This window comes from Vibrio kasasachensis, assembly GCF_050337565.1.
GTDB classification, from domain to species: Bacteria; Pseudomonadota; Gammaproteobacteria; order Enterobacterales; family Vibrionaceae; genus Vibrio; species Vibrio kasasachensis.
Window position 1 is genome coordinate 117,230 of the sequence record NZ_JAKJTB010000014.1, and the last position, 18,932, is coordinate 136,161.

16 protein-coding genes are annotated in these 18,932 nt (G+C 39.6%); 2 read left to right on the top strand and 14 right to left on the bottom strand.

The genetic code is table 11. The features are described 5' to 3' along the window. Window positions 1-67 precede the first annotated feature (67 nt). The 5 genes from groL to murB form a co-directional block, all read right to left on the bottom strand. Window positions 68-1,714: a chaperonin GroEL gene (groL, locus tag L4C38_RS12410; RefSeq protein ID WP_428797872.1), complete on the bottom strand. Its 1,647-nt coding sequence runs from the start codon at window positions 1,712-1,714 to the stop codon at window positions 68-70. Between the two features lie 54 nt (window positions 1,715-1,768). Then, the gene (locus L4C38_RS12415) at window positions 1,769-2,059 is read right to left on the bottom strand and encodes a co-chaperone GroES (protein WP_120030423.1); all 291 of its coding nucleotides are present in this window, start codon (window positions 2,057-2,059) and stop codon (window positions 1,769-1,771) included. 176 nt (window positions 2,060-2,235) lie between these two features. After that, window positions 2,236-2,598, bottom strand: a complete 363-nt coding sequence (locus L4C38_RS12420) for a DUF3135 domain-containing protein (protein ID WP_428797873.1) — start codon at window positions 2,596-2,598, stop codon at window positions 2,236-2,238. An 88-nt stretch (window positions 2,599-2,686) separates the two neighbouring features. After that, entirely contained in the window at window positions 2,687-3,649 is a 963-nt protein-coding gene (gene birA / locus L4C38_RS12425) for a bifunctional biotin--[acetyl-CoA-carboxylase] ligase/biotin operon repressor BirA (RefSeq protein WP_428797874.1), read from the bottom strand. Beyond that, window positions 3,646-4,692, bottom strand: coding sequence for a UDP-N-acetylmuramate dehydrogenase (gene murB / locus L4C38_RS12430; protein WP_428797875.1), 1,047 nt, complete (start codon window positions 4,690-4,692; stop codon window positions 3,646-3,648). Before murB ends, birA begins: the two co-directional genes overlap by 4 nt. Before the next feature lie 73 nt (window positions 4,693-4,765). Between murB and L4C38_RS12435 the strand changes: the two genes are divergently transcribed. After that, the gene (locus L4C38_RS12435) at window positions 4,766-5,203 is read left to right on the top strand and encodes a GNAT family N-acetyltransferase (RefSeq protein WP_428797876.1); all 438 of its coding nucleotides are present in this window, start codon (window positions 4,766-4,768) and stop codon (window positions 5,201-5,203) included. Between the two features lie 242 nt (window positions 5,204-5,445). Continuing rightward, window positions 5,446-6,786, top strand: a complete 1,341-nt coding sequence (gene pssA, locus L4C38_RS12440; RefSeq protein WP_428797877.1) for a CDP-diacylglycerol--serine O-phosphatidyltransferase — start codon at window positions 5,446-5,448, stop codon at window positions 6,784-6,786. Between the two features lie 39 nt (window positions 6,787-6,825). Here the strand turns inward: pssA and L4C38_RS12445 are convergent, their stop codons facing one another. The 9 genes from L4C38_RS12445 to L4C38_RS12485 form a co-directional block, all read right to left on the bottom strand. Next, complete coding sequence (locus L4C38_RS12445) at window positions 6,826-8,760, bottom strand: polysaccharide biosynthesis protein (RefSeq protein ID WP_428797878.1); 1,935 nt, start codon at window positions 8,758-8,760, stop codon at window positions 6,826-6,828. 1 nt (window position 8,761) lies between these two features. Beyond that, entirely contained in the window at window positions 8,762-9,355 is a 594-nt protein-coding gene (locus tag L4C38_RS12450; protein WP_428797879.1) for a sugar transferase, read from the bottom strand. Next, window positions 9,348-10,517, bottom strand: a complete 1,170-nt coding sequence (locus L4C38_RS12455; protein ID WP_428797880.1) for a DegT/DnrJ/EryC1/StrS family aminotransferase — start codon at window positions 10,515-10,517, stop codon at window positions 9,348-9,350. Before L4C38_RS12455 ends, L4C38_RS12450 begins: the two co-directional genes overlap by 8 nt. After that, window positions 10,517-11,710, bottom strand: a complete 1,194-nt coding sequence (locus L4C38_RS12460) for a glycosyltransferase family 4 protein (RefSeq protein WP_428797881.1) — start codon at window positions 11,708-11,710, stop codon at window positions 10,517-10,519. The genes L4C38_RS12455 and L4C38_RS12460 overlap by 1 nt, the downstream gene beginning before the upstream one ends. After that, window positions 11,707-12,561 carry a hypothetical protein gene (locus tag L4C38_RS12465; RefSeq protein ID WP_428797882.1) on the bottom strand — a complete coding sequence of 285 codons (855 nt, stop codon included), beginning with the start codon at window positions 12,559-12,561 and terminating at the stop codon, window positions 11,707-11,709. The genes L4C38_RS12460 and L4C38_RS12465 overlap by 4 nt, the downstream gene beginning before the upstream one ends. Then, window positions 12,546-13,181: a PIG-L deacetylase family protein gene (locus L4C38_RS12470; RefSeq protein ID WP_428797883.1), complete on the bottom strand. Its 636-nt coding sequence runs from the start codon at window positions 13,179-13,181 to the stop codon at window positions 12,546-12,548. Before L4C38_RS12470 ends, L4C38_RS12465 begins: the two co-directional genes overlap by 16 nt. Before the next feature lie 314 nt (window positions 13,182-13,495). Next, window positions 13,496-14,512: a glycosyltransferase family 4 protein gene (locus L4C38_RS12475; RefSeq protein ID WP_428797884.1), complete on the bottom strand. Its 1,017-nt coding sequence runs from the start codon at window positions 14,510-14,512 to the stop codon at window positions 13,496-13,498. A gap of 708 nt (window positions 14,513-15,220) precedes the next feature. Further along, window positions 15,221-16,396 carry a glycosyltransferase family protein gene (locus tag L4C38_RS12480; RefSeq protein ID WP_428797885.1) on the bottom strand — a complete coding sequence of 392 codons (1,176 nt, stop codon included), beginning with the start codon at window positions 16,394-16,396 and terminating at the stop codon, window positions 15,221-15,223. Window positions 16,397-16,862: 466 nt separating this feature from the next. Continuing rightward, the gene (locus L4C38_RS12485; protein ID WP_428797886.1) at window positions 16,863-18,668 is read right to left on the bottom strand and encodes a methyltransferase domain-containing protein; all 1,806 of its coding nucleotides are present in this window, start codon (window positions 18,666-18,668) and stop codon (window positions 16,863-16,865) included. Between the last annotated feature and the right edge of the window lie 264 nt (window positions 18,669-18,932).

Below are 18,932 nucleotides of genomic sequence, written 5' to 3' on the forward strand. Positions count from 1 at the left end.
GTATAGTTACTCACCAACCCATTCAATAACTTTATAAACGCAACTATCACAAAGTGAGAGAGGGTGATTACATCATGCCGCCCATACCACCCATACCGCCCATGCCACCCATATCAGGCATACCACCGCTATCTTTTTGTGGTAGATCGGTCACCATAGCTTCCGTGGTGATCATTAGGCCTGCAATAGATGCTGCGAACTGTAGTGCTGAGCGAGTAACTTTAGTTGGATCTAGGATACCCATTGCGATCATGTCACCGTATTCACCCGTTGCAGCGTTATAACCGTAGTTACCTTCACCAGCACGAACGTTGTTAGCAACCACTGATTCTTCATCACCAGCATTCTTAGTAATTTGACGAATAGGTGCTTCCATTGCACGTAGTAAAACACGAATACCAACGTTTTGCTCTTCGTTATCACCTTCAAGGTTAGCCACTTTAGACGCTGCGCGGATTAGTGCAACACCACCACCAGCAACCACACCTTCTTCAACCGCAGCGCGAGTTGCATGCAATGCATCTTCTACGCGGTCTTTTTTCTCTTTCATTTCAACTTCAGTTGCTGCGCCAACTTTAATGACTGCAACACCACCAGCCAATTTAGCAACACGCTCTTGCAGTTTCTCTTTGTCGTAGTCTGATGTTGCATCTTCGATTTGTTGACGAATTTGAGTAACGCGACCTTGAATCATCGCTTCTTCACCCGCACCGTCGATAATTGTCGTGTTTTCTTTCGTAATCGTTACGCGCTTCGCTTGACCAAGATCGTCAAGAGTAACTTTCTCTAGTTCAAGACCGATCTCTTCAGAGATAACCGTACCACCCGTTAGCGTCGCGATATCTTGCAGCATCGCTTTACGGCGATCACCAAAACCAGGCGCTTTTACTGCTGCAACTTTCACGATACCACGCATATTGTTCACAACAAGTGTCGCTAGTGCTTCGCCTTCTACATCTTCAGCGATGATAAGAAGTGGACGAGAGGCTTTAGCGACAGCTTCTAGCGGTGGTAGTAGTTCACGGATGTTTGAGATTTTTTTGTCAACTAGAAGGATGAATGGGCTTTCTAGATCAACAGAACCAGCTTCTTGGTTATTGATGAAATATGGTGATAGGTAACCGCGGTCAAACTGCATACCTTCCACAACATCTAGCTCATCGTGAAGTGCTTGACCTTCTTCAACAGTGATAACACCGTCGCGACCTACTTTTTCCATCGCTTCTGCAATAATATTGCCGACAGTTAAATCTGAGTTTGCAGAGATAGTACCAACCTGTGCGATAGCTTTAGTATCTTCACATGGAACAGAGAGTGCTTTTAGCTCTTCTACTGCAGCGATTACTGCTTTATCGATACCACGCTTAAGATCCATTGGATTCATACCCGCAGCAACAGCTTTTAGACCTTCATTCACGATAGATTGAGCAAGAACAGTGGCTGTAGTCGTACCATCACCAGCAGCGTCGTTTGCTTGAGACGCTACTTCTTTAACCATTTGCGCGCCCATGTTTTGGAACTTATCTTCAAGTTCGATTTCACGCGCTACGGATACACCATCTTTAGTAATAATTGGTGCGCCGAAAGATTTATCGATAACGACATTACGACCTTTAGGACCCAATGTTACTTTTACTGCGTCAGCTAGGATGTTCACACCTTCTAGCATTTTTACACGAGCATCATTACCAAATTTAACGTCTTTAGCAGCCATCTTTTATTCCTTTCTCTATTCGTTATTTCTATCGTTTTTGAATCAGAGTATTCATTACTCAACGATTGCCATGATGTCGTTTTCAGACATGATTAGAACTTCTTTACCGTCAATTTTTTCAGTCTTTGTACCGTAACCTTCTGCAAAGATCACGCTATCACCAACTTTAACGTCCAAAGGTAGAACTGTACCGTTTTCTAGGATGCGGCCTTTACCTACAGCGAGAATAACACCGCGAGTTGATTTTTCTGCAGCAGAACCAGTAAGTACAATACCGCCAGCTGACTTAGATTCAACTTCTTGGCGCTCTACGATAACTCGGTCATGTAATGGACGAATGTTCATCGGTCGTCTCTCCTGAAAATGTCTATATGATTTGATAATGCTTTAAAAGATAGATTAAAGCCTTGTGATTACGATATATGGGCATGAGAAGCAATACCAAGGGGATACCTGGAAATTTTTGTGATAAATGCGACAAAAAGGACTCCTAAGAGCCCTTTTTATTATTCAGTTGATGCTTATCGCCAATCGGGGAAGCGTTCTGAGATGTTGACCACATTTAATCTATCGTTATTTGCAGCACTATCATTTGAAATTCCACTGTCTTGTGGACTGCCTTGCAAGCTGCTTTGAAATTTCTGCACTTGCTTACGCAGCTCTTGCATTAACACGACATTGACATGGTTGGGGTTCTTGCAGTGACCGACCAAACGATCTATATGACTTTGCTGAGCCAAAAGCCTAGGCTGCATATCTTGTGAAGCTGATTGGATCAGCTCTTGACACTTTTCTTGCTTAAGTTGCTCAAATGCCGCTTCGTCTTCTTGCACAAGCTTTACTAACTCATCAAATGATGGCAATTGTTGGGCTGGTAGGTTCATCACACCCTCACATAAACTGTCTCTATTTAATATTGAGCCTAGTTCATATGAAGGAATATTGAGCTAACAAACTGTCTCATAATTGAGACTAGATACCTCTTAAAGAAACCTCACCGCCAATGAAAGTCTCTAACCCATTGTTTGTTTGGATTAAAACCGCGCCTTGTTCATTAATCCCACGAGAAACACCCACCACCTCTCGGTTGCCCATGATGAGCCGAATATCGCGATCTAAAAAGTTATCGAGCCGATTCCAACGCTCAACAAACCCTTGCATACCCGTCATTTCATAATCATTTAATGCATCTTGCAACGTGTTGATCAGCGTCGCAGCAAGCTGATTACGATCAACCGCTTGTTCCGTAACGTCAGATAAACAGGTCCACGGTTGAGTAATAGTAATGCCTTGCGTATTGCCCGACATAACCAAATTCATACCCATACCAATCACAAGGTGGGCAGCAGAACCGGCTTGCCCTGACATCTCAACCAAAATGCCCGCGAGTTTCTTATCTTGGTAATAGAGATCGTTTGGCCATTTAAGTTTGATACCTGAAATGCCCAATTTTTCTAACGCTTCAACAATCGCAACACCAACCACTAAACTCAAGCCCATTGCACCAGCCATACCGGTCTCTAAGCGCCAATACATGGAAAGGTAAAGGTTACAGCCAAATGGCGACACCCACTCTCTACCGCGACGTCCACGCCCTTTACTTTGATACTCAGCTAAACAAACAGCACCCGATTTAAGAATATTAATGCGTTCAAGTAAATGCTGATTGGTAGAGTTAATCACTGGGATAAGTTCGAGTGGAACGCTAACCAATGATTGCAATAATTCTTGGTTTAATAACTGCATTGGCTCAGCGAGCTTATAGCCTTTACCTTGCACGCTGAAAACATCCACGCCCCATGCTTGAATGCCTTTTACATGTTTACTCACCGCTGCACGTGAAATACCAAGTTGTTCACCTAAGCCTTCACCTGAATGAAAGCGACCATCACAAAGCATGTTTAGGATTGATAGCTTAATTGCATGTTCTTTCATTTCAGTGCACCTCTCAGTTCGAGTAAATTGGTCTCGTGCTGCTTACCCATAAAACGCACTTCATGTTCAAGTTCTACTGAGTATTTTTGCCAAACAGCTAGGCGGACATGGTCAGCCAGCAATACGATATCTTCCGCAGTTGCATTGTTTCTGTTAATCAGAACTAAAGCTTGGTTTGGGTGCACTTGCGCGCCACCTTGTTGAAAACCCTTTAATCCACAATTGTCGATTAACCAACCCGCCGCAACTTTCATACCTTCATCGACAGCATAAGCAACGAGATCTGGATGTTGTGCTATTAGTGATTGGTATTGCTGCTTAGTAATGACTGGGTTTTTGAAAAAACTACCCGCATTGCCCGTGACTTGTGGGTTTGGTAATTTTTCCATACGAACAGAACAGACTTGGTCGAAGATCTGCTTGGCAGTAACACTTTCGGCACTAAATGCCTTGAGCGGTCCATATTCAATATGGGGTTGCCACGCTTTGTCTAATTTAATGCCTACCGCGACAATAATCACTTTTTCAAACAGCTCATGCTTGAAAATGGAATCGCGATAGCCAAATTGACACTCAGTAGCATTCATTCGCTTAATGGCAAATGTTTGCAGATCAAGTACATCAACGTATTCGCACACGTCTTGAAGCTCTTTGCCGTAAGCACCAATGTTTTGGATTGGCGAAGAACCCACACAGCCAGGGATCAAAGCCAGATTCTCTAAGCCAAAATAACCTTGATTTACTGACCATTCGACAAAATTCGGCCAATCTTCACCACCGGCCACATACAAATGCCAAGCAGAATCACTTTCTGTTACCTCAATGCCTTGCAGTTGGTTTATCACCACCACGCCACAAAAATGTTCGGTAAACAACATATTACTGCCTTTACCTAGCATTAACTTAGGGAGCGTTTGCCATTCTATGTTTTGATAGACATGCTGGATTTCTTCAACTGAAGTAACGTGCGTGAGCACATCACAAGATTGTTCAATTGAAAATGTATGGTATTGGCACAAGCTGGCATTGGTTTGTATTTGCATGGGATTTGATTGCATCAGGCAAGTTAGTTCATTTACACTGCCACCATTCTACATAGATATGAGTAGATAGAGAATGCGCGAACTAAGAATAGAAACGCTGGATCCAATAAAACTGCCACTGGTATCGCGTTTATATAAAGCACACTACCCCTCTGGCAAAGCCAAAAAAAATGAACTCACCATTGTTGGCTACATAGAAAACCAACTCTCTGCTGTAGTACGCTTTCGCCCAATTGAGCAATACCAACTACTAACGGGTATGTTAGTGGTTCCCGAACATCGCGGTTTAGGGCTGGGGCATCAACTACTCGTACATTGCCAAGATTCGGTGTGTAGCAGTAATACATATTGTTTTGCTTACCCACACTTAGAAGCTTTCTATCAACAGCATGGTTTTGTGACATGTCTGCCTGAACAATTGCCAAATAGTCTAAATCAATTGTTTTCACGCTACACTGGAAGTGGGAAATGTCTCATTCCGATGCATTATACCCAAGTAACCGCGAGATGAGCGTTCAGCGAGAGTAGTTAGGTTTGTGGTAAACAATCTAGTGTGTTCCACTAACGAGTTACTAATCCAGCAAACTCACCCTCTGGAAGCTTTGTATCTAGAAGTCACTCAAGCATATCTGGCAAATTTGTTATGAAGTTTGCACCATTTCTGGTAAACGGTTATTGAGATTTGGTAATATCCGTCTTCTGCTTTTTTTGGCAGACACTTTTTGTCGCCATTTTTGAGGTTAATCTTTCGATATGATCGCTAACAGGTATTCTTTGCAGCATCTGCCTACACTTGCACAAGATCCCGCTCATTTTGATGTTTTGTATTCTGCACAAGATTTTCGCACTCGTTTGATCAAAGCGATTCGCGAGGCGAGCAAACGTATCTACCTTGTTGCACTTTACTTAGAAGATGATGAAGCTGGTCGCGAAATCTTAAGTGAACTTTATCAAGCAAAACAAAGAAATCCAGGTTTAGACATCAACGTATGTGTTGACTGGCACCGAGCACAACGTGGTTTGATTGGCGCAGAGGCGACCAAAACTAATGCCAGTATGTATAAGTCTTTTTCCGATCAATATGAGCACAAAGTGCCTGTATATGGCGTCCCCGTACGTGGCAGAGAAGTGTTTGGCGTTCTGCATCTAAAAGGCTTCATCATTGATGATACGGTAATTTACAGTGGCGCTAGCCTGAACAACATCTATCTTAATTACCAAGATAAGTATCGTTTCGACCGATACCATGCACTAACAAACCCGGAATTAGCCAATTCCATGGTCAAGTTTATACAACAAGAATTGGTTGCTCATCCAGCAGTTAATAACCTTGCTTGCCCTAAAAAGCCTGAAACTAAAGAAATCAAAGCTAGCATTCGCCAACTTCGAGCATCACTGGCTAAAGCGTCATACAAGTTCACTCATCAAGCCCCAACGAATGAGCAAGTTGCCGTTACGCCTTTGGTTGGCGTAGGTAAAAAACGCAACAAGCTAAATCAAAGCATCAACCATTTATTAGCACTGGCAAAGGATGAAATTTTCATCTGCACGCCATACTTCAACTTCCCGCGTAGTGTTGCCAAGCAAATTAAGCGAGCAATAAAGCGTGGCGTAAAAGTAACGATAGTGGTGGGCGATAAGACAGCAAACGACTTCTTTATCTCACCCGACCAAGATTTTAAGACGATTGGTGGCTTGCCTTACCTGTATGAGCGCAACCTACGCCAATTTGCCAAAGCCAATGAAGCGAATATTGCCAGCCGTCAGCTTTCTATCCATTTATGGAAACACGAAGCCAACAGCTTTCACCTTAAAGGCATTTGGGTTGATAAACGCTATATGTTGGTCACGGGTAATAATCTTAACCCACGCGCATGGAAGCTGGATCTAGAAAATGCTCTGTTGATTCAAGATGACTACGACCACCTAACTGAAAAATTCGAACATGAAGTGGATAATATTCTTCAGCACTCTCAATTAGTTTGTACCTACAAACAATTAGAGAAGCTAGAAGATTACCCAGAAGCAGTACAAAGATTGATGCGTAAAGTCACCCGCGTAAAAGCGGATAGAGTTTTGAAGCAGATTCTTTAGTTCAAACAAATAAAAAAAGCGCCGAGGCGCTTTTTTTTATTAATGCAATTTTTCTTTTTCTAAATCTTTCCGGCTCTGCTGCCACACCAGATCACCAATACCATCAGTGGGCATAAAGTCAGTTGGTGCATCTAGCAATAACTGCCTAATCTTTTCATGTTCAAAGTTATGGCAAGCCTCATCAAGCGCGGAAAGTAAAACTTGGTACTCATCTATAGGTAAGAACCTTTCCTTCGCCGCCATGATGCGCTCATGCGCCGTTCCTTCGACATTGTCGCCAATCAGCAATTCTTCAAATAGTTTTTCACCAGGACGAAGACCTGAGAACAGTATCTCAATATCACCGTGTGGATTGTCCTCATTTTTCACTTCCAATCCGGAAAGGTGGATAAGGTTCGCAGCCAAGTCGGTAATTTTAACCGGTTCACCCATATCAAGTACAAACACATCACCACCTTTACCCATTGCACCCGCTTGAATCACAAGCTGCGCCGCTTCAGGAATGGTCATGAAATAGCGAATAATATCAGGGTGAGTTACAGTTACAGGTCCACCTAAAGCAATCTGCTTTTTAAATACAGGTATCACTGAGCCAGATGAGCCTAATACATTGCCAAAACGCACCATACAGAAACGAGTACCTTTAGCTTTAGCATTTTCTTGCTCTGCTAACGCTTGTAAACCCAGTTCTGCCATACGTTTGGTCGTACCCATTACATTGGTTGGGCGCACGGCTTTATCGGTAGAAATCAGAACAAACGACTCTACACAGGCCTCTACTGCTGCCGTCGCTGAATAGAATGTACCAAAGACATTATTTCTCACCCCTTCAACTACATTATATTCAACCAGTGGGACGTGCTTATATGCAGCCGCATGATAAACAGTCTGAACACCGAAGCTTTTCATTACCGTGGCCAAACGATTAATTCGCTGAACTGACCCTAATAACGGGACGATCTCAACAGCAAGCTGTTCTGCATCTATCAATGCGTTCAGTTCACGTTCAATTTGGTAGAGAGCAAACTCGGATAATTCAAACAAAATTAGTTTCGATGGTTTATTACGAGCAATTTGTCGACAAAGCTCAGAACCAATAGAGCCGCCAGCACCAGTCACCATCACTACTTTGTTTTTAATATTTTTATCTAGCAATCTCTGGTTAGGACTAACAGAATCCCGACCAAGTAAATCTTCAATCGCGACCTCTTTTAATTGATCAATTTTAAGCTCACCATTGACGATATCAGCTAACGGAGGGATTGAAAGCACCTCAACATTATATGATACCAATGATGAAATGATCCGTTTTCTTTGGGTTCGCGTCGCTGATGGTAAAGCCAGCAAGACCTTCTCGACGTTATACTTATGAACGAGACTTGGTAAGAAGCTCTTTTGATAAATATTCAACCCGTGAACGGCACTTTTACATAGGCGAGTATTATCATCAATAAAACATACTGGATGATACTCCGACCCTTGGTGAAGCAAATTAGCCAATTGCCTACCAGCAGCACCAGCACCGTAAATGATTACATTTGTTTTTTGCTTACGACCAGTACGATTGATCATTGTTCTAGCCAATAGTCTTGCTCCGCCGCACAGCAAAGTAAGATACGCTACATAAATAATTGGAATGGATCTTGGGAGTGGTGTATGCGTATAGTATGAGGCTAAGATGACAAACAGAGCTGACAAACCACAGCTAGATAAGATAGTCAGTAGGGCTTTGGTGTTCATATAACGCAAAATTGCTCTATACAAGCCAACTTGAATAAAAAGAAACAATGTTGAAAACAAAGCAATCACGTAAGAAAGTTGATGTCCACTATCTAGCTCAACTAAGCCACTTTCACCCAGTCGAGTCCAGTATGCCCCCCAGTAAGCGACTGTAATAAAAACCATATCAAGGGTTACACTAATCGCCCTTTTAAGAAATCGAGGAGCGTTCCAAATAAAACTGATTGGACTCATATCAAGAAATAATCTTTTTCAGTGTTTGCAAAATAATTAATATATCCGTACCAAATGAATAATTTTCAACATATTCAGTATAGTACTTAGCCTTGACCGGCATAATATCATTAATATAACTAGCTCTAGGGTCTGAAGATGAAGCTAAAATTTCAGCCTCATTCGTGAACTCGATAGATGCTTTATCGGTAATTCCTGGTCTAACAGAGAGTATTTTTTTTCTGACATCATCCGTATACTCATCCATGTACTCAGGAACCTCTGGTCTTGGACCAACAACACTCATGCTGCCCATTAGTACATTGGTAAGTTGCGGAAGCTCATCAAGCTTGTAACGGCGTAAAAAATGACCACAAAAAGTAATTCTAGGATCTCTTCCTACTGTGACCTTTAGCCCTTTACTCTCAGCATCTACCACCATGGTTCTGAATTTAAAAATAGAAAATCGCTTTCCATTTAATCCCACTCGGGTCTGACAAAAGAGTATCGGTCCAACGCTTGTAATTTTTATCCATAATGCGATAAAAATAAATAACGGCGCTAACAAAACCAATCCAATAAAAGAACTGGTTATATCAAAAAATCTCTTAAGCAACGTCTATTGCCTCATTCAAAATGTTAGCCACCGCTTCAATGACTCGACTTACATCTTCATCCGTCATAGAAGCAAAGTTAGGCAAGCTTACATGCCTATCTGATATATGACTAGATATTGGAAACTGTTGATCTCTAAGATCATAGGTTTCTTTCCAATAAGGCATTCTATGCAATGGAATATAGTGAACTGAAGTCCCTACGCCATGCTCACTCATTTTCTCAATAAATTGGTCTCGAGTAATATTCAATTTCTCTAGTTCAAGCTGAATTGAATATATATGCCAAGCGTGAGTATCTGACTCATTCACCTTCATAGGAACTACTACCGGTAGTTCAGAAAAAGCTTCAGAGTAGCGACGCGCTATCGCATCTCTCGCCTGCTGAAACTTATCCGCTTTTCTTAACTGATGAATGCCGATTGCTGCACACATATCCATCATGTTGTACTTGTAGCCTGGTGCGACAATTTCGTAGTACCAGTTTGGTTTGTTTGATGTAAAACGATCAAAAACATCACGGTTAATACCGTGCAAACGCATGGTCTTTATGCGCTTAGCGATGCTCTCATCATTCGTTACCACCATACCACCTTCACCAGTGGTAATAGTTTTATTAGCGTAAAAACTAAACACCGTTATGTGACCAATCGTACCAACTAACTGAGCATTGTGTGTTGTAGGTAGCGCATGCGCAGCATCCTCAATGACCTTAACGTTATATTCCACTGCAAGAGCCATTAACGCTGTCATATCAGCAGCTTGACCTGCATAGTGCACAGGAATGATCGCTTTAATATTGTCATGTGATAGTAACGCTTTCTCGACCAATTCAGGATCGATATTGTAGCTATCTGGCTGAATATCGACAAAAATAGGCTCAGCACCTAAATAGCGAATAACCTCTGCGGTTGCAGTAAAGGTATGAACTGTCGTAACAACCTTATCTCCCGTCCCAACACCAATCGCTTCAAGTGCAAGATGCAAACCTGCCGTAGCAGAGTTAACTGCAAGTGCATAATCAGCACTAACAAACTGAGCAAAGTCAGATTCAAACTGGGCAACCTTTGGTCCCGTCGTTAACCAACCAGAGCGTAGAGTGCTCACTACTTCGTTTATTTCTTCTTCATCTAGTACAGGACGAGAATAAGGGATGAACGCCATTATTTTTCACACACTTCTATGAATTTTGCTGCAAGTTTACTGTACTCATGATGCTCCAGTACATAGCTGTAACCATTTTTACCAAAGATTTCTTGTTGCTCGAAAGGCATTCCTGCAATCCTTTTCAAAGCAAGCATATACTCATCAAGATTCGGAGCGGTAAACCCTGCATTTGCCATGGATACTGGTTCAAATTCGGTGTTTAATAACTGAACTATAGGCTTTTTCGCTAACATATAGTCGAATATTTTATTAGGGCTGACCCCAAAACGGTACAAGCTAGAATCATTACAGACCAAAGTTAATATATCGCAATGGGCTAAAAAAGACGGAACAGCTAACTTACTAATTGTAGGGAGAAAAGTCACATTATCTAACCCCAAAGCTTGACGAACTAACTTTTCCTTTTGCTCACCATCACCAACGAGAACAAACTCGATGTGTGGTAACTTTTGTGCAGCTTCGAGCAGAAAGTGAAGTGCATTTGATTTCGCATGCCCTCCGGCATAGCCAACTATCGGATTTTCTTTCGACTTGATCCTATATAAAGCTTCAGTATGCTCGCTTGGCAGATCCTGCGATTGAATATTTTCTATATATACACCATTTGGAATGTAGTTATATTTCCGCTCACTTAATCCGTGCTCCAGCATATGTCCAATGGTATTAGGAAGCATAGATATTACTTGATGACAATTTCTATATGCGTAGTTTTCAGATATCTGTAAAAGCAAGATAAAAGGGTGGTATTTGGATAAGCCACCTATCTCCATCGGTGATAAAGGCCACAAGTCATGCACTTCATATACGACTTTAGCCCCGCATTTCTTTGCCAAATAATGAGCAAGATAATTATCTAAAGGGTATGTTGAAGAAGCTATGATAACATCGGGTGTAGACCACTGAATAATATCATCTGCTTTCTTTATTGCTTCATAAAGAAAAGAAAAGATATTAATAACGCGAGAAATCCCGTTTCCAGAGTATGGATATGATTTCAACCACCAGTACTCAACGTCCTCAATAACTTCGCGCTTAGGTAGAGGTTTTACATTTCTCAAATGGCTATTATCTGCAGCTAAAATGAACATTTCATGCTCTTGTTCCGCAAGACTTTTGGCCATGTAGAAAGGGCGGTACTCCATACCTAATTGAGGAGAGCCTGCATAATGATTAATCAATAAGATATTCATTTTATTCTTCTTGCTGGGTTACCCGCAACGGTACAACCACTATCTACATTTTTTCTTACAACAGAGCCTATACCTACAACTGAATCTGCGCCTATAGTCACTTTCTGTAATACACTACTATTAGGTCCAAGCCACACATTATCACCAATAACGACACTACCACTAAGCTCTACACATGCAGTTAGAATAGCATTCTTGCCAACTCTGCAATTATGAGCAATGTGAACTAGATTATCAGTCTTCACGTCAGATTCAATCACAGTGTCAGATAATCCTCCAATACAAATTGAATTAAGAGCACCTATCTCAACGTTGTCGCCAATGAAGACTCGCCCCAAATGTGGAAAACGAATATAACTTCCATCATCTGCTTTTTCGAATCCAAACCCTTGGGAACCAATAATACTCCCACTACGAATGATCACGTTATCACCAAGAATAGAACCGGAATGAATAACTACATTATGTTCAATAACACAGTTCTTACCAATAATAACATGCGGCTCTATAACGGCAGAAGTAGCAATATGAGAAGAGTTGTCAACTAACCCATCTCCCCAAATTGAGCGTCGACAAAGATAGTTGTTATCTAGCAGAAAATTAAGTGCACGACAAAATGCTAAACGAGGTTTTTCTACAACAATGGGGAGCTCTGCGTCTTGCCCCTCTAGACAAAAAACAACGCCTTCCTTAACTGGGTCGACCAATTTTGATGCAAAGAGTAATGAGCCATGAACCGCATCAGATAACCCAGAGATTGAATTAATTACCGCATTTGTTGGTTTAAAAGATACACCAATACCAGACAGTAACTCATCTAAACCTATACTTTTTATTAATTTATAACCCATCTTACTACCTCAAAGCACTCTGCATACTCGTTACCTGATTGAACTCCTCTTGTTTTTGCAAGAGAGTATATAAAGTCCTCCTTCATATAAGATCGATTTCTTTGCGACTTATACTCATACAAAGCCGTGCATTTTGCACGAACATGTCTTTCCTCTAAAGTAACAAAACATGTTGAGTCAAAAGATAAATTATTCCAAATTAATTCGTACCCAAGGATACTTGTTCCTTTAAATGCACGTACACCTTCAGTCGCTACAACACTATGATCTTGATGAATATCATTTCTTGAAGGCAATAATACTAAGTCAAAGCTTTGCTTCATTCTGATTTCAATTAAATCTTCTAAGATATCTTGACGAACGTAGTTTAGCTTCCTTACCGCGTAATTCTTTATAATTAACTGTTCTTCAGGAATCCCCAATTTTGATGTGGCATTCCTAACCTCATCTCTTAAAATCGTTTTGGGAAGATGGTCGGGTACTGATTCTTCAGCTGTTGAGAAAGCCATGTACCAAACAATCACACCTTGTTCTATCAGTTTACTGATGAACCCCCCAGCACCCAATTCGCCATCATCTGTATGAGGAGCGAGGACCAACACATTTTGCACACCTTTCATCAATCAACCCAACTCTGCTTTAATCCAAATTTAACTTATAAAATTTTCCCATGATCTTAATAGTAGTATTAGTTTTATAATCATGATTAAGTTCTACATATCTTCGATTCAGAATCGTAAATAACCACCTTCACACGCAAGTTCAGGTTTAAATAATGCATCTGATATACTTGCTTTTACTATAACTCTTCGGCATTGCACAAAAATCAACCAATGATGCTGTATTATTAACTGGAATATCAGGCAAGAGTAGGGGCATGCCCATTTCAGGACTACCAGCATAGTGATTGATTAAGATAATGTTCATGGCGAGTCTACTTTAAAGTCATTTTGATATCGGAATAGAAAGCTAGCAACTTGGTTTCTTCTGAACTCCAACTAAATGAACTAAGCACAGCAGCGCGACCTTTCTCACCCATTTCCCCGGCTAAGACCCTATCTACTCGTAACTTATCGATGGAATCTGCTAGTGCATGAGGTAAATTTAAATCAACTGCTAGACCACACTTATACTGGTTAATAAATTCAACCCAATTAGGCATGTTCGAAACCAAAACTGGTTTGGCTGCATACATAGATTCAAAAAAACGATTAGACTTGATATCTCTATGATTGTCAGCATTACTGAACATAACAATAATCAAATCTGCATCACTATATTCTTGCTGAACTTGCTCAAAAGACAAGCGACCTAAATACTTACAATTATCGGTCTGCCACTCTAACCCTTGATAAGTACCTACGACCCCTCCACCGATAGCAAAGGACACATCTTTTAAATCTTTTGCAGCTTCAATAATCAGGTCAGCACAACGTTCATCAAAAACACCGCCAACACTGACCACTCGAAATTGCTCGTTATATCGGCGAGCAGGCAACTCAAATAACAAAGGATAATTATTCAGTGTGACAACATTTTTGTTATAACGCGCAAATCTTTTTTCAAGATTCTTATCCGCAACAACAATTCCAGTCATGAAGCGGCTTAAATTGTTTTCTATAAACGCAGAAGACGAAGACAATAACGGTTTCAACAATCTAGGAATCCACTTCCTTTGCCTTAATTGTGCTGGGACATCTTCATGTACATCTGCAATAACCTTGTAACCCATAAATCGCAGTACAACAGCGATTGGCCAAAGTTCAAAATCATGAAAGTGGTAAAGATCCACTTCTACTTTCATTGCCTTCCTGAGCAAGCGCACTGGCTGGACAAATAACCTTGAGAATTTGGACATATTACGAGCAATAGCGTAAATTTTCACGCCCGCTAGAGACTCATCCCTCTCGTGAGGCACAATGAAAGAAACGTCATAGCCCGCGGCTTTCAAGCTAGTGCATTCCTTTTGTAAGATTCGAACATCGTTATAGCAATGAACAGTAGATAAATGACAAATCTTCATACTAACTTCTAATTAAAATATCGTTCATATTCAATGCTGTGGTTGTAGCACATACATGCTCTAAGTTTTTCAAGGCAAGTTCGCTTAATATCTTTAGGGGCATGACTAAACGTGGAAAACTGCCTTTAACTTGTAACTGCTTTTCGAACTCGTAGCAAAATAGCTTGGGAACCATCCTCTAACTCCATGTCAAGCATAAGCTTAACTCTCTGTAAAAATTGAATTATATTATAGTTTTCCTGATAATTTATACTCCATCATATCATAAGCAACAACACCCTACTCTTTGATTTTAAGCATGATCTTATAATACACAAATTAGAATATCCCCGGTTGTGCTTTCTAAGAACTGTCTTCGGATAAGAACCTTTAGATTTATCTAAAGGTTCAACCGCCCCCTACACCATACTATCTACAGAATAAGAAACCAATTCCGCACTTTAACAATGCTGCTTTAACCCCTATATATCGCGACATGAGACAATAGCTTAGTAATATAGTCTAGATTTAAATGTTTGGTTTTCTTTAACATTCCAGAACAAACTTCTTAATTTGTTATTTAGAACATTTATCTTCCGGAGAACAATTTATTATCTTTGTTAATAACAAGCGAGAAAACACCTTGTTATTAATAATTCAATCCTGAATCTTATCTATAACATCAAACAATGCTTTAGATGTATGCTTTATAGACCAGTCGCTTACATTATAAGTTACGTCACGCCTTATTTTTTCATATAACTCTTGGTCTTCTATCATCTTTGTCAAATTCTTCTCTAAATCAACCAAATCACTACCAACTACACCTAAGCCATGCATGTTTATCAGATTGCATGCATCACCATCTGGCAAATAAGCAACTACCGGTAAACCAAACCTTATATAGTCATATAACTTTGATGGAACGAATGGTTTAAAGTAATCACCGATTAACGAAATAAATCCAGCCTGAGCATTATTAGCATAGAAGTCATGAATATAATCTTGACTTTTCTGACCATGAAAATAAACATTTGGATGTATCTCACCATAACTCTTAATTATTTCCGAATTTATACCAGAACCAAAAAAGTGAAAGTTAATAGAATCAAATATTGGTTTACCAATCAGACTTTCTAGTAGAACTTGTGGCTTTTGCATATTATTCATATTGCCCGCATACACTAGGTTAAATCCATTACTGATTTCATTAGAGGCTTTTATACTTCCTGGTTCACCCGAAAAACCAAAGTACCAGTGATCAACTATAATATTACTAGGTATTTTATTTTTTAGTTCATTCGCATATAATTTTGATGATGTAATGATTGCATTAGCCTCTGCTAACACCTTATAAGCTTTTTTAGTTCTATCCACATGAAATCGAGTGGGTATTTTAATTCCTAAAACTTTAGAATGATTAATCGGGTCATGTAAGTTAACTAATAATTTAGCACCGGTGATACGCTTTATTTTTGCAGCTAACTCGATACAACCCAACTCACCTCCGGATGTGGCGAGTAAAATATCATCCTTCTTAATTTGCTTTACCAGATATTTTACCGCATTTTCTACCCAAGGACTTAAATAATCAGACATAAGGCCTAAGTGCTCAAGTATAAGAGAAGGTCTAAGTAAATTATGAGTTACCTCAATAGGTATAACATTTTCGATTTCTCTCCACATTATTGGGTTAGTGGTAAAAAGAACAACTGTCACATCATAGCCTTTTTCTCGCAACAGAGTTACCGTTTGCTCTCGTACGATAGCGCCTCCACCACAATACTCTGGGGTATAACTTCTTGTAAAAAAATATATTTTTCTCTTAATCATATAATTCAATCCAACCAGACAAAAACGACTTGATATGCAGATGCTTCTCTTCGACATCATCTATAGAAATTTCAATTATTCTTCCTTGCAACCTACTTACATTAGGGCATGAATCTATCTTAGCATCTAGAGAATAATATCCGTAGATAAAATGGATATCTTGCTTTAACCGTTCAGATTTGAGCGAATCAGTAATTGCATTGTTCTCATAAAAAGCAAATTATAAGAATTTCAATTTAACCACCAAGTCAGCTGCACAATATGTCAAAAAATCATCAATTGACAACAAGTATATTTATAAAAATGGGCATGCAATTGTAATGAAATTTCAGTAATTAACTCTTACCAAGAGCGATAGGTGCTTAAAACCTCAACTATCGGCAAGATTAATCAATGGCAAATCCAAGACGCGAGTTGATACCAATTTATATAAAAAATTAACGTCCGAAAAGTAACCTTTATAAGGCTAATTAACTTTTTTCACCCTAATTATATGATACTTTGAAAACCAAGAGTATTTGCTACTATCTTTGTTAGTAATGGAAACATATTCCAAAAAGTCAAACCCTGATTTCTCTAAAATATCAAACCATTTATCATGTTTGTGCCATTTTTCAGAAAATGGTGAGTATGCAGGATACATCCACTTATTCATAATTTCTTTATACGGTTTTAATATTCCATACACACTAATAGGGTTTCTATCAATGATTATCAGCTCACCTCCAGACTTGAGTACTCTACTAACCTCATAGAGTGCTGAATCGATATATTTCACATGCTGCATGGTCTCTGATATGTAAATCTTGTCATAAGTATCGCTGCAAGCAGGAATGTTGTAACAAGATCCTAAACTGATATTATCTTCTTCACTAAAAAAGCAAGGATCAACCCCCTGAACATTGAAGCCTGCACTATTCAACCTTCTAACGTATTTACCTTCGCCGCAACCTAAGTCTAATACCTTACAGTTAGAATTTAGTGCCGCTTCTAAATAAGAATATATTCTTTCAGAAACATATGAAAAGTCAGGCATGACTGTATTGGGACAAAATGAGAAGCACTCTTGCGTCCAATTCATAGATTCTTCTTTATAATCCATTTCATAATCTATATAGAGCATTAAAGCATCAACATAGAACTTGACGGGCCAATTATTCCAGCTGTAAGGGCTATACACTCCCCAAAACGGTAGGCTCCCAGGAAATGCTCCTTTAATATCTTTACCTTTTTTAAACTGTTTAGCATTAAGAAAATAAAGGGTTTTTCTAGCACAAGTAAGGTATCCCTCGACAGAGGTAAGCTTGTAAAGCCTCATACATATACCCGCCCATTGAGCGAGACCTGTCATGCATTTCTCATCATTTGTACAATTAAATGATTCATCATATTGAGAGCCCAAGATTATATCTCTTGTTAGATTAATATCTTTTAATCTACTCGCATTTACAAGCAAGGAATCTAAGACATCCTGCTCTTTAGTAAGCTCATAGTAATCTAACAACCCTTCCAATACGTATACAATTGGGTGTAAGGTAGCTTCAATACCATCCATCATTTTTAGATTGGAGTAAAATCCATTGTCTAGTTGTGATGTTAAAACCCATTCAATATTTCTTCTAGCTGAAGCTTTTAGGTCTTCTCTATCAAGAATACAGCCTGTACTCGCCATTGCATATGCCACGCGAGAGTAATAAGTATGAGCCATATTATTGAAGCCGACAGACGACCAGGAACCATCTTCATCTAAGCTCATTGAAAGCCAATTGGCTGCCCTTTCTGCTGCGACCAGATATTTATTTCTATCTATTTCATTCACGTATTTAGAGGTAGACAAAGAATTGAGACCATACAATACCTGCCCTGTATCGAACGCCAACGGTTTTCCCTTATCAATGTCAGGAAATGCACCGCTTTCTAGTTGTTGAGACAGAAGCCATTTACCAGCTCTTAGCGCTGAGTCTATACAGTCTTGTCTATTATATTTTTCCCCAAACTCTAACATTGTACTGATAATGTAGCCTGTTGTTTCTATATAGCTCTTATCCCAGTTCTTGCCAAAATAGTAACCTCTTGAATAGCCTTGGTCCGAAGTACGTTCTTGAGACAGTAGTAACCACTTTATAGAAAGATTCATACTTTCTATTGTTGAGATCGTATCATTACTGAACATTTGCTTAAATGAAGAATAAAATAGCCTTGGTCTTTTTATAAAAAACTTAGTTCCGGCATATACTTGGTACAATTGGCGTGCTGTTTTATTATTTTTCATATATCCAACCTAATTAATCAATTCAACTTGACGAATTTCGTCATTTCACAAACCACAAACAAACATTTACGCAACACATCCATTACACTTAGCGCACAACCAACGAAGGTTAAATCAAAGAAAGCAATGTTAAATATATTGTTACATTTACGGAGTTAAATATTAAAAAAGTTCCCTAATGCAAATCACAATATATCACACCCAATATTATTCAAACTATTCTCGCTCATGCACTTTAACAAGATGGAATCGATTACTGACGAC